The sequence below is a fragment of the Stutzerimonas chloritidismutans genome (assembly GCF_038562055.1).
GTDB classification, from domain to species: domain Bacteria; phylum Pseudomonadota; class Gammaproteobacteria; order Pseudomonadales; family Pseudomonadaceae; genus Stutzerimonas; species Stutzerimonas chloritidismutans_A.
Genome location: NZ_JBCFXD010000001.1, coordinates 18,773 through 31,642 on the forward strand (window position 1 = coordinate 18,773; position 12,870 = coordinate 31,642).

Below are 12,870 nucleotides of genomic sequence, written 5' to 3' on the forward strand. Positions count from 1 at the left end.
TTTTTTCGTCAGCTCACCGTGGGTGAAAGCCATCAGCCGAGGAGGCGTATGTAGCGCGGAGTCATACGCACTAAGCGCTGAGCACCCTTTCTATTCACCGCTTAGATGCATTAGACCTACGCTATAAAGGCTTTGCTGCCCGCTGCGCCGCAGCTGAATCTTAGCACTCCGAAACCAACACGCCCCGTTCTCGCTAGCTAGCAAGAACGGGGCGTTGTGTGCCGCCACTCGATTTTCTAGCTAGTTCTGTCAGCGGCTAGCGCAATTTCTTGCTCCTCCAATTCGTCTTCGCGCCGATGAGCCAGCTGGTAGAGCAACGGTAGCACTAATAGCGTTAGCACCGTTGAGGAGAGAATCCCTCCGATTACCACTGTCGCAAGGGGACGTTGTACCTCTGCACCGGTACCCACATTCAAGGCCATCGGAACGAACCCGAGTGAAGCCACCAAGGCTGTCATCAATACCGGCCGTAGCCGGGTCAGAGCTCCCTCGCGGATCGCGGTGTCCAGAGGTAAACCTTGCTCCCGTAGGCTACGGATGAAGGAGATCATTACCAGGCCATTTAGAACGGCGACGCCTGACAGAGCAATAAAGCCAACTCCTGCTGAAATGGACAACGGGATATCTCTCAGCCACAGCGCAACAATGCCTCCGGTGAGCGCAAATGGAATCCCTGTAAAGACCAATAAGCCGTCTTTGACATTGTTGAACATCATGAAAAGCAGAATGAACACCAGGAGCAGCGCCACGGGGACGACGATCTGCAGCCGCTTCGTTGCCGATTCAAGCTGCTCGAAGGTACCGCCCCAGTCGATCCAATAACCTGCCGGGATATCTACTTGGGCCTGGATTTTCTGTTCTGCCTCAGATACGAATGATCCAATGTCCCGACCACGGACGTTTGCACTAACGACAATTCGCCGTTTCCCTTCCTCTCTACTGATCTGATTCGGACCGGGGGCCAAATCCAGAGTGGCCACCTCGCCGAGGGGGATATAACTTATGGCGCTGTTTAATTCCCTTGGAAGGGCAATTGGGAGCCTCTCAATTGCGGCGAGATCGCTTCGTATCTCGTCCGGTAAACGAACTACGATATCGAAACGCCGGTCTCCTTGAAACAAGGTGCCTGCCTCTCGGCCCCCGATGGCTACTGCAACCGCTTGCTGGACGGTATCTAAACTCAGGCCGTATCGTGCGATTTGATCGCGATCGATATCAATCGTGAGCATAGGAAGGCCAGTCGTTTGCTCGACCGTAACCTCGGAGGCGCCTGGTACTTGTCCTAGCACCTCGGACACTTCCGCCGCCGTGCTGTTAAGAACCTCCATGTCATCACCATAGATTTTCACGGCTACAGCGGCACGAACACCGGAAATCAACTCGTTGAAACGCAGCTGAATAGGCTGGGAAAACTCGTAGTTATTGCCCGGTAACTCAGCGGCGGATGCTTGGACCTCGCTTAAGAGTTCGTCGCGCGACTTGCCTGGATCCGGCCACTGCTCTTGTGGCTTCAGCATGACGTACCCGTCAGAGATGTTTGGAGGCATGGCATCGGATGCCACCTCCGCAGTGCCTGTGCGCGCAAAAATCCGCTCGATCTCCGGAAACTCATCCATGAGCTTTCGCTCCAGCTGCTGCTGCATCTCGACAGACTGACTAAGGCTGGTAGCCGGTACACGAAGGGCTTGGATAGCGAAGTCCCCCTCGTTGAGGCTAGGCACGAATTCACTGCCCATACGTGCCCCTACGAGGCCGGAAAGTACAACTGCAACAACGGCAAAGGTGAGCACTACTGGCTTGTTGGACATCACCGCATCGAATGCAGGTGCGTAGGCCCGTTTAGCATTGCGGATTAGAAAGTTTTCCTTCTCTGTAACACGCTTGCCGATAAAGAGCGCAACGGCTGCCGGGACGAACGTCACCGAGAGAATCATCGCCCCGAATAGCGCTGTCACTACGGTAAACGCCATGGGCGTGAACATCTTACCTTCTACCCCTGTAAGGGCGAATATCGGCAGATATACGATCATAATGATCAGCTGCCCATAGAGTAGAGGCCGACGCACTTCCTTTGCCGCAGCGAACACTTCATGAAGCCGTTCGGACAGCGTTAATGCCCGCCCGTGATGGGACTGAGCGTGAGCAAGTCGACGCACGCAGTTCTCAACAATCACCACGGCACCATCGATAATGATGCCGAAATCCAATGCGCCTAAGCTCATCAGGTTGGCGCTGACCTCGTTGGCTACCATGCCGGTGAACGTAAAGAGCATCGCCAGCGGTATAACAAGTGCGGTTAGGATCGCCGCACGGATATTGCCCAAGAAGAGAAAAAGTATAACCACAACAAGAATGGCACCCTCAGTGAGGTTCTTCTTAACGGTGGATATAGCTTTGTCTACGAGTACAGTTCGATCGTAGACAGTAATCGCCTTTACGCCCTCTGGAAGCGAAAGGTTTATCTCTTTCATCTTGTCATCGACAGCCCTAGAAACTACCCGGCTATTTTCACCGATAAGCATGAAAGCCGTACCTAGAACCACTTCGCGGCCATTCTCGGTGGCTGCGCCAGTACGGAGCTCCTTTCCAACCTCTACCGTCGCAACGTCGCGGATACGTACTGGGGTACCGTCAACGTTGCTAATAAGGGTATTGCGGATGTCCTCTACTGATTGCATTTGTCCTGGAGCACGAACAAGATACTGCTCGCCGCGTTTTTCAATATATCCGGCACCTAGATTGTTATTGTTTTGCTCAACCGCTTCGATCAGATCTTGTAATGTCAGTCCAAACGACCGCAAAGTGTCTGGATTGGGGGCGATCTGATATTCCTTTGCATATCCTCCGATCGTATTGATCTCAGTTACGCCTGGTACATTGCGGACTTGCGGTTTGATGATCCAATCTTGAATCTCACGCAAGTCAGCAGAGGTATAAGGCGTACCGTCCGATTTGGTGGCACCGTCCTCAGCTTCAACCGTCCAAAAATAGATTTCGCCAAGCCCAGTGGAAATAGGGCCAAGTGTTGGAGTGACGCCTTCCGGAAGCTGATCTTTGGCCCCTCCCAAGCGCTCATTCACAAGTTGGCGGGCAAAATAGATGTCAGTGCCTTCCTCAAAAATAACTGTGATCTGAGAAAGTCCATATCGAGACAAGGAACGGGTCTGCTCGAGCTTGGGCAACCCGGCCATTACCGTCTCGAGCGGGTAGGTAATGCGCTGCTCCACTTCCAGCGGGGAATAACCTGGGGCCGCAGTGTTGATTTGCACCTGTACGTTGGTGATATCAGGGACAGCATCGATAGGCAGCTTTTGGTAGCTGTAAGCTCCTAACGCTGCCATGCCAAGCACGGCTAGCAAAACCAGCCAGCGATGCTCTATAGAAAAGCGAATGATACGTTCGAACACAGTCTATAACTCCGTATCAGTGAGCATGCGAGGCGCTGGCTTTGCCAAGCTCGGACTTAATGATGAAACTGTTGGCCAAGGCATAGCGCACTCCGGCCTGAAGACCTTCCTTGATTTCAACCGCTTCACTATCGCCGCGACCAGTCACGATTGGCTGAGCAGCAAAGCCATGGTCGGTCCGTACAAACACCACCGGATTATCTTCCAACGTGTGGATCGCATCGGGCTTGACTGCAACCGGCACGGACACTCCGCCAGAGCCTACCCGCACTTTGACGAACAGGCCGGGACGCCAAACACCTTCCGGGTTCGGAAGCGTGACCCGGGCGGTAGCGGCGCGGCTTTGCTGACCAACAAGTGAGCCGACATAAGAAACGGTGCCATTGGCACTGGACTCGAATGCTGTGGCTTCGATAACCGCGTTGCTGCCGACTCGTACCGCGCTGAGTGCATTGGCAGGAACGCTGATATCTGCCCAAACGGTAGAGAGATCGGAAATGATGAATATCTGGTCGTCGGTATTGACTGACTCACCGAGCGTGATGTCCTTCTCAACGATCATCCCATCGAACGGCGCCCTGAGTTCGTAGCGGCTCAATGCGTCTGGCTTGCCAGCATCACTACCAAGCGCTTGTAGCTGTGCTTTTGCATTCGCAACCGTCAGCTCTGCTTCCCGTAGAGCCTGTTGTGCCTGTAAATAATCCTGTTCTGCAGAAATACGCTCTTCCCACAGCTCCTTTTCGCGTCGATAGGTTTTCTGAGCCAATGCAAGACGTTTTTGTGCCGCGTAGAACTCGCTTCTACGTTCCGACAGGTCGGTACTCGCGATCACAGCAAGCACTTGCCCCTGTTTCACCTGTTCGCCCAAATCGACTTTGACCGCTTCAACGACACCTGAGAGACGAGGCACAACTTGCGCTGTGCGGTCTTGGTTGAATGTAATTTCGCCAGGCAGCTCGATTGCGCTTTTTATCTGCGCAGGCTGAGCGGTTGCTAGCGAGATGCCCGCGGCTAGGATTTGGGTCTCAGAGAGTTCAACCTCTGCTGCTTCAGCGTGCGCCGCTCCCTCAGGGCCATCGTCATGCTCATCTTTCTCTGCCGCACCGACCTCGTGATCGCTATCGGCGCCTTCTTCATCATGGCCATGACCTCCTTCGGCTTCGGTATTCTCATCCGAATGCCCTTCATCTTCATGCTCCGAAGCGCCACCATGCTCGCCATGCGCGTCGCTCGCATTGGGCACGGCAGGACTACTGCTAAGAAGTAATCCACCAAGCACCAGTGCCACGCCTAATATGACGACGATCCAAAAAATCTGTTTTTTGTGAACAGCCAAGGAAGATGTGTTCGATTTACTTGTCATATGGATTCCTTATGGCTGAGTGGCCGAGGTGATAACGGCCGACCCATCGCCGACAATTCGCGAGATTTCTGCCGCCGCCTGGTTAGCTTGTGATAGCGCAGACAGATACTGAGATCGGGCTTGGAAAAGCGTGCGTTGAGCATCCAGTACGTCAAGGAACGTGAACTTTCCAAGTTCGAACCCCTTGCTGGCAGCTTCATAAGCGCTTTGGGCACTGGGGAGCATGTCGTTGCGCAACAGTTCAAACTGCTGGCGGGCAGTGCGCAGCCGCATGTGCGCTTGGGAAAGTTCGCTTTTCAGGCGTATATGGACGGCGTTGAGCTCGTCCTGCGCCTGGTAGGCCCGTTCCTGCGCTGCTCCGATGTTGCCTTGGTTTCGATCAAACAACGGCAGGGGCATCGAGATACTCACCAGTCCCAGCGTGCCGTTATATTCATCTGAGCGTTGGGCACCTACGCTAACCGTCACGTTAGAAAAGCGATTCGTCCTTTCCAGCTCCAACGCAGCCCGACGTCTTTCTGCTTCCCGACGCGCGCGGGTTAGTTGAGCGGAATCGCTCAAGCGGCTATAAAGCTCAGCTAGTTCGGGAAGCGGAGGTACTGCCTCTGCCGGCTCTAGTACTCGCTCAAAGCGTGGCTGTGGGTTTCCCCAGTTGGCCGCCAGACGAGTGCGCGCAGCTTCGAGTTCAGCTGTGGCCTGGGCAAGCTCCACTTGCACTCCAGTAGCCGCAACCCGCGCCCGGGTTTCCTCTACGGGAGAAACCATGCCGGCCCTCACACGCCGATTGGCCACGTTCACTGCTTGCTTCGCAAGCTTTGAAGCAGCCTGAGCGAGCTCCAGCCGTTCTTGAGCAGTAAGCACATCGTAGTATGCGCCCATCACTGCCCCCCTCAGTCGAGCTTGAGCGTCCTGTAGGTCGGCGGCCGCTACGTCCATGGCGCGTTGCGCTGCCTCAATACGAGCCGAACGTTTACCACCCAGCTCTATTTCTTGGCTCAGCTCAAGCGTCGTCTCGGGGGCATCACCTCGGATTCCCTCCTGGCTAGCGGACAATATTGGATTCGGACGCGCTCCGGCTTGGCTAATCAATGCGCGAGAAGCAGCCAGCTCACGTCTTGCAGCAGCCAATTCAGGGCTTGCAGAGCTAGCGAGCTCCAAGGCGCGTAGAAAGCTTATGGAGTCGACAGACTCAACGGGGAAGGTATTTGCCACACTGGCAGGTAAGGTCTGTGTGAAGGTCGGCAACTCTAAAGGCTGCGCAAAGGCGAGGTTGCACGACAACATCGTCAACCCCAGCGGTAAAATAACTTTTCGCACCGAAATCTCCTAGAAAAGGGAAGGTTCGGTGAGACCTCAGATACAGATAAATGGCGTCCTACTGGTTAATCTGGCGTCTCACCGGCTTTGCACCGATGCGCCAATTAGGTTTTTCAGGACGCCCGGCTTCAGCCGATGCGTAGCTAGCAGAAAAAAACGGTTTCAAGCTTATTGATAATACCGAACCAGGAGAAATCCCTTTCGTTATAAGCGGCTTGATATGGTCGCCATGAAAGACACAGTCTCCATCCAAACTGATTTTTTTTGCGGCTTTTGACGATCCTTCCTCGTCAGTACCCAGAGACTCGTGCGGATGTTCGTGATGTCCAAAATGATTTGCTGCCGAACCATCCTCATGACTGCAGCTCGTGCTAACAACTGCCCATGATGATTGCAATGGAAACAAGGCTAGCAACATCAGCAAAACTATTTTTCTCATCCAAGACAAAACGATGACTTCCTGGTTTAGATGTCGAATCCCATCATAAGAACTACCCCCGCCAAGACGCTAAACACATGCGCCTCTACTCCGATAGTGATTCGCCTTAGGTTTAAACAAATACACATAAGCGTTTTTTATCAGCCTTGCCAAGCCGGCAAGATAGCTGACGCTATGGGGTGGTGACTTTATAGAAGAGTGGATAACGATCGAGTGACCGAAACATTACAAATCTGTAATCGAGAGAGTGAGCGATGCCATTCCTCAGATTACAAAATAGTCATTTACCGCTAATCCTGCTGTCATCCGGGGGGGGAGAACATGGCCAAGCGCTAAAAAACAAAAAGGCGAAAGGCGTCATTCAAGCACTGATCTGCCGTACACAAGGAGCATCATCATGAGCAAAAAGGCCGTTTTTTCACTGACAGCCCTTTCACTGGCATTGGGCAGCGCCCCGGTCTTAGCCCAATCGGAAACAGCGGACGGCTTCATCGAAGGCAGCACGCTATCGCTGATAAATCGCAACTATTATTTCAATCGAGATTTTCGCGACGGTGAGAGTGCCACCGGCAATGGCTACTCCGAGGAATGGGCCCACGGATTGATGGCCTTCTTCGAGTCCGGATATACCCAAGGCTCGGTAGGGATTGGCGTCGACGCCTTCGCCATGCTCGGACTCAAACTCGACTCCGGTTCGGGGCGCTCCGGTGCGGGCGGCAGCATCGACCTGCTTCCCCACGACAGCGCCGGCGATCCTGAGGATGACTTCACACGGGTGGGGGGCGCGGTGAAAGCACGCTTGCTGGACACCGAGATCAAGGCAGGCGATGTATTTCCCGCTACTCCCGTCGTGCACTTTGGTGACGCACGGCTGCTGCCGGAGTCTTTCAAGGGTGTCACCGTTGTGAACAACTCGCTGGACGACCTCACCCTCCAGGGCGGCCGCCTGCACGCGATGAGCCAGCCCAATACCAGCAACACGAACGATGACTTCGTCACGTTTTATGGCGGTGCCGTCGACGCCCCTTGGCTCGGCTACGCAGGCGGTGACTATAGCGTAAACGAAAATCTCAGTTTTAGCCTGTATACCAGCCGCCTCAAGGATGCCTGGAACCAACATTACTTCGGTCTATCGGCCACCTATCCGCTTTCCGATGTCGTCGCGTTGCTGGGCAGTTTCAACTACTACAAGGCAACCGACGAAGGCCGCGAATTACTGGGCGAGTTCGACAACAACATCTGGAGCTCAAGCCTGGGTGTCGCCTTCGGCGCGCACACTGTCACGGCGTCGTATCAGCGAAACAACGGTAACAACGACTTTGACTACTTGCGCCAGGCGGACTCGATCTACCTGAACAATTCCATCCAGTACAGTGATTTCAACTCACCTAAAGAGCAGTCCTGGATGCTGCGCTACGACCTGAACATGGCGGAATACGGCATACCCGGGCTTACTTTCATGACCCGCTACGCCCGCGGTTGGGGCGCCGATTACAGCAATGCGAACGAGGTGTACATGCGCCAAGACGATAACGGTGCGCCGCTGACGGGACAGAACCGCTGGGAACGCGACGTCGAAGCCCGCTACGTTGTACAGACTGGCTCTCTCAAGGATTTGTCTCTGCGGGTGCGCCAGGCTACCACGCGGGCGACTGCTTTCGAGTCCGACCTCGATGAGGTCCGATTCATAGCCGAGTACCCGCTCTCGATCTTGTGAAACACCATGAGCAACACCACATCTTCTTTAGTTTTGCTCCCTTGGTTTGAAGATGTGTTTCAGGCGCCCATCAGGGCGCCTTTTTTTGCGTAAGTACTGCTTACGCAGCGAGCCAGATGACTGGCAGGTTACAAAATTTGTAAGGCAGCTTCCCAGCGCTCCTGCCGCGCTAGACTGTTCCCACCCCGGCCTACGGCGGCATATGTCAGATTCTTTAGAACAGTTCCGACCAAGTCGCTCCGTCTTGACTTTGTAGCCACTTGATGGATGTTTTTTTGGCGCCCCGTCAACTAGAGTTACCTCAAAATATGCGCATTTTGGTTGTAGAGGACGAAGTAAAAACTGCGGAATATCTGCAGCAGGGTCTTGCCGAATCTGGTTACCACATAGATCGAGCGGATGATGGTCTCGATGGGTTTCATCTGGCGCTGCAGAACGATTATGACCTCGTGCTACTTGATGTGAATTTGCCAACCATGGATGGGTGGGAGGTGCTCGAGCTCATCAGACGGCGTAAGCAGACTCGCGTGATCATGCTGACAGCGAATGGCCGCTTGGACGAAAAGGTCCGCGGTCTGGAACTTGGCGCTGACGACTATATGGTTAAGCCGTTCCAGTTCCCCGAGTTGCTCGCTCGTATTCGAACATTGCTGCGGCGAGGCGAGCCGATCTCACTTCCGAGTAACCTGTGTGTTGCCAACCTCGAACTGGACCCGAGCCGGCATCGCGCCTATCGGAACGGCCAACGTATCGATCTCACTAGCAAAGAGTTCGCTCTACTGCATCTGCTCATGCGCCGAACTGGCGAGGTTCTGACACGCACCGAAATCACTACCTTGGTCTGGGATATAAATTTCGACTGCGATACCAACGTGGTAGATGTCGCGATTCGCCGCCTGCGGATGAAGGTGGACGAACCCTTTGGCGATCGCCTGATACACACTATCCGGGGTGTGGGCTACGTGCTGGAGGCGCGGCCTTGAAACCACTTAGTCTAGCATCGCGTCTCGCGTTACAGATCACGCTGACCGGCGCCGCTTTGGTTGCGCTGTTGATAGGGATGAGTTACTGGGTACTGGTAAGCCAACTAGAGTCGCGCGCCGAGGAGGAAGTGACGGACAAACTCGCACAGATTGATCATGGACTTGCAGAGGATACCGAAGCCCGCATGGGCCGATCGTGGCAACATGCGCTGAGCGATACGGTGCTGGGCCATGACAACCTTTCGATAACCGTCATCGGCGATACGGAGAAATCACCGATTTTCAGTATCGGCCGGTTCGCCAATGCCCCGGAGCAGCTGGGTCTCGTGAACAGAGACGGTGAATACCTTGGCTGGACAACGAGAAATGGCGTGCAGATGCTAACCGGGCGCAAGCAGATCCAGGTTCCGGGACTGGGCCCAATGACGCTTTTACTTTCGCAAGATCGCAGTGCCGATCAACGGCTGGTGGCTGCATTTCTGCGCTCGGCCTTAGTGACCGTGCCGATGCTGCTGATATTGATCGGGTTGGCTGGATGGCTGGTTGCAAATAATGGCTTGCGACCGCTTCGCAAGTTCCGGGCCTTGGCGACTAAGGTATCGACACAGGATCTATCACCTCGAATCCGCCCCGATCGGCTTCCGCAAGAGCTCCAAGCATTGGCGCACAGCCTCAACGTAATGCTTCGTAGACTCGATGACGGCGTTCAGCAACTGTCTCAATTCTCGGACGATGTCGCTCATGAGTTGAAAACTCCGCTGAACAACCTGATAGGCAAGGCGCAGGTGACTTTGGTGCGTGAGCGAAGCAAGGAGCAGTATCGTGAAGTGATCGAGTCGTCGGTTGAAGAACTCGAACGCATGGATCGAATCGTGTCAGACATGCTGTTTCTTGCCCAGGCCAGCCACGCCAGCCCAGCACTGAAGCTCGAACCATTATCCTTGGGAAGCGAGGCGAGGCGCGTATGTGAATACTTCGAAGTCCTAGCCGAAGAAGCGGGAGTCGCTACGACAGTAACGGGCGATGCCATGATTTTGGGAAATCGACTTATGGTTCAACGGGCCATTTCCAACCTGTTATCCAACGCATTGCGGCATTCGAATACTGGCAGCACGGTCGAGCTTAAGATCCTTGAGGGGGACGCAGACATCGTCTCGCTGGCTGTCACCAATCATGGCGCGACTATCGAATCGGATCATCTCCCACACCTGTTCGACCGCTTTTATCGCGTTAACGGCATACAAACTCGCGGGGCAGGATTGGGGCTAGCGATTGTCCGTTCAGTAATGCACCTCCACAAAGGCCACGTGGCCGTCGACAGCAAAGACGGCCGGACCACGTTTGAACTCACGTTTCCTCGGCAGGCCTGACTCAAAGTGATACCGCACGGAGACAGCCATCACTACGAAGGGGCAAAAACCACAGGGACAAACAACCATTTCGAGGGCATGCGCGTTGGCCGGGTAACCAGGCCCGCAAGCCCCAACGCCGTTCATTTAATGCATGCGTCCTCGCTAATTCCGGCGAGAATGCCGCAAGCCTCAACTTCCCGCCCATCGTTGCAATTAGCCCGCAGTGAAACGAGTTGTCGTTCGAGTGATTGCAGAGCGGTTATCTGGGATCTGACTTGAGAAATGTGATCATCGAGTAAGGCATTGACGGCCGTACAAGGCTGGCGAGGGTCATCCTGGTAGCTTTGGAGTGCGTGAATCTCTGGAAGTGACAGATTCAAGATTCGGCAGCGCCGGATGAAAGCTAGCCGCTCGCCATGCTTCTCGGTGTAGACACGATAGCCGTTCGCCTGGCGATCAGGCGGTGGCAACAAGCCCTGCTGCTCATAGAAGCGGATCGTCTGTGTATCAATCCCTATTAGCCTTGCTAACTGACCAATGCGCATCGTGTGAATCCTCATCGGCTCTGCGTTATTGACCTTATAGTAGCTATAAGGCTTTTAATGATCCCATCTTCGATTTCAAGTGGAGCCGTATCATGAGCAAGTCCGATGGTCCCTGCGGCTGCGATGCGACACCAGCCGCTGATGCCGATATGCAAAACCCTTCCGATACGACGGGGCAATGGGTCAGTGTTTACGCCGTGCCCAAGATGGATTGTCCATCAGAAGAGCGAATGATCCGCTTGGCGCTGAATGGTTTGGACGGAGTTCGGAAGCTGACTTTTGATCTGTCGGACCGTCGGTTAGATGTCATGCATGACAGTGCCGTTGAGCCCATAACCAAAAAGCTGGCGACGTTAGGGCTAGGCGCCACTCTTCAGAAAACTGTCGCGGCAGACCCTGAGATGATCAAAGCCGCCGAGAATCCGGCGAACTCTACACAGGAATCCCGCTCCCTACGTTTACTGTTAGGCATCAACGCCTTCATGTTCGTGGTAGAGATGACTGCTGGCCTGATTGCCAGGTCCGCGGGTCTGATTGCCGATTCGCTCGACATGTTCGCTGACGCGGCAGTGTACGGCCTGGCCCTTTATGCGGTTGGGCGCAGCGTCAATCTGCAGGTGCGTGCTGCACACCTTGCTGGTGTGCTCCAGCTGATTTTGGCCCTCGGCGTGCTCGTAGAGGTGATCAGACGCTTTATATTCGGCAGCGAGCCCGAGTCGCTGATAATGATGGCCGTCGCGTTCCTGGCATTGCTCGCCAACACGGGTTGTTTGCTGCTGATTTCCAAACACCGGGAAGGTGGTGCTCACATGAAAGCGAGCTGGATATTCTCCGCCAATGATGTGGTCATCAACATGGGCGTCATAGTCGCCGGAGCGCTCGTCGCTTGGACTGGGTCCAACTACCCAGACCTGATTATCGGTACCGTCGTGGGATTCATCGTTCTCAACGGCGCTCGGCGTATTCTGGCGCTCAAGGGTTGAAGGAGCTCCCGTTACAGAAAAAGGGTGTCTTCATGCCTGTAAGCCATCCGGGTCTAGCGGCGTCAGCTAAAACTGGCGACGCCGCTTTAGCCGTTGGCGGATGGTGGGTATTGCAGAACGTGGGCTGCAAAGTCCATCAGCGAGACGAAGCCGCACTGATCGGCTTTTCCTTCACGCTGTAGGTGGTAGCCCCGCATGCCTTGCCCAATTGGACCAAGCATATCGGCTTGCAACGTGTCACCGATCATTGCGATAGCGGAGGCTTCGCAGCCAAGCTGTTCGATCATCTGACGATAGATTGCGGGCTCAGGCTTTATTGTCCCAACCTCAAAGCTCCATCCGTAAACATCGAACGACGGCAGTAACAGTTTGGCCGGAATCGCATATGGGGCTGCGAGATTGGAGCACAACGCGAGATTCAGGCCGGCGTCCTTTAGCTGATTTAGCGACTCCAACGCATCATCGAAAAGGCGAACGCTGGCCAGCTCGGTGAAAAGGTCGCTTTCAAGGCTAGCTAACTCAGAGTTGCTCAACTGCGCACCGAAATAATCGGCAGCTCCAGCCAAGCCCAGATTTCGAGTCATCAGAGTCCGTGCGTCATCCGGCCTTGGTGTTTTGCCCTGAAGCCGCAGGTTCTGCATCAGTTGGCGGAAAGGATGGCGGCGCTCACCTATCTGGAGAAGCGTGCCAAACACATCGAAAACTACTGCTTGTATCATGCCGGTACCTCTACCGTTGGAGGCGAACCGCCCACCCGAAGAGCG

10 protein-coding genes are annotated in these 12,870 nt (G+C 54.6%); 4 read left to right on the forward strand and 6 right to left on the reverse strand.

What is annotated here, in order from left to right:
- Positions 1–236: 236 nt before the first annotated feature.
- The 4 genes from AAGW23_RS00105 to AAGW23_RS00120 are packed head-to-tail and all read right to left on the reverse strand — an operon-like array spanning position 237 to position 6,535.
- A complete protein-coding gene (locus tag AAGW23_RS00105) occupies positions 237–3,407 on the reverse strand; it encodes an efflux RND transporter permease subunit (protein ID WP_014822258.1) in 3,171 nt (1,056 codons plus the stop codon).
- A 16-nt stretch (positions 3,408–3,423) separates the two neighbouring features.
- Positions 3,424–4,770 carry an efflux RND transporter periplasmic adaptor subunit gene (locus tag AAGW23_RS00110; protein ID WP_021210272.1) on the reverse strand — a complete coding sequence of 449 codons (1,347 nt, stop codon included), beginning with the start codon at positions 4,768–4,770 and terminating at the stop codon, positions 3,424–3,426.
- Positions 4,771–4,779: 9 nt separating this feature from the next.
- The gene (locus AAGW23_RS00115; protein ID WP_014822256.1) at positions 4,780–6,087 is read right to left on the reverse strand and encodes a TolC family protein; all 1,308 of its coding nucleotides are present in this window, start codon (positions 6,085–6,087) and stop codon (positions 4,780–4,782) included.
- 58 nt (positions 6,088–6,145) lie between these two features.
- Positions 6,146–6,535, reverse strand: coding sequence for a hypothetical protein (locus AAGW23_RS00120; RefSeq protein ID WP_128119964.1), 390 nt, complete (start codon positions 6,533–6,535; stop codon positions 6,146–6,148).
- A gap of 388 nt (positions 6,536–6,923) precedes the next feature.
- Between AAGW23_RS00120 and AAGW23_RS00125 the strand changes: the two genes are divergently transcribed.
- The 3 genes from AAGW23_RS00125 (at position 6,924) to AAGW23_RS00135 (ending at position 10,596) form a co-directional block, all read left to right on the forward strand.
- On the forward strand, positions 6,924–8,243 hold the full coding sequence (locus AAGW23_RS00125) for an OprD family porin (RefSeq protein WP_021210271.1): 1,320 nt from the start codon (positions 6,924–6,926) through the stop codon (positions 8,241–8,243).
- A gap of 308 nt (positions 8,244–8,551) precedes the next feature.
- Positions 8,552–9,226: a heavy metal response regulator transcription factor gene (locus AAGW23_RS00130; RefSeq protein WP_021210270.1), complete on the forward strand. Its 675-nt coding sequence runs from the start codon at positions 8,552–8,554 to the stop codon at positions 9,224–9,226.
- On the forward strand, positions 9,223–10,596 hold the full coding sequence (locus tag AAGW23_RS00135) for a heavy metal sensor histidine kinase (protein WP_342404325.1): 1,374 nt from the start codon (positions 9,223–9,225) through the stop codon (positions 10,594–10,596). The genes AAGW23_RS00130 and AAGW23_RS00135 overlap by 4 nt, the downstream gene beginning before the upstream one ends.
- A gap of 122 nt (positions 10,597–10,718) precedes the next feature.
- Here AAGW23_RS00135 and cadR read toward each other — a convergent pair whose 3' ends face one another.
- Positions 10,719–11,123: a Cd(II)/Pb(II)-responsive transcriptional regulator gene (gene cadR / locus AAGW23_RS00140; protein ID WP_003292662.1), complete on the reverse strand. Its 405-nt coding sequence runs from the start codon at positions 11,121–11,123 to the stop codon at positions 10,719–10,721.
- Between the two features lie 92 nt (positions 11,124–11,215).
- Here cadR and AAGW23_RS00145 point away from each other — a divergent pair, with 92 nt between their 5' ends.
- Positions 11,216–12,106, forward strand: coding sequence for a cation transporter (locus tag AAGW23_RS00145; protein ID WP_003292661.1), 891 nt, complete (start codon positions 11,216–11,218; stop codon positions 12,104–12,106).
- Positions 12,107–12,192: 86 nt separating this feature from the next.
- On the opposite strand, the gene AAGW23_RS00150 is transcribed toward AAGW23_RS00145, so the two are convergent.
- Entirely contained in the window at positions 12,193–12,825 is a 633-nt protein-coding gene (locus AAGW23_RS00150; RefSeq protein WP_003292660.1) for an HAD family hydrolase, read from the reverse strand.
- Positions 12,826–12,870: the final 45 nt, after the last annotated feature.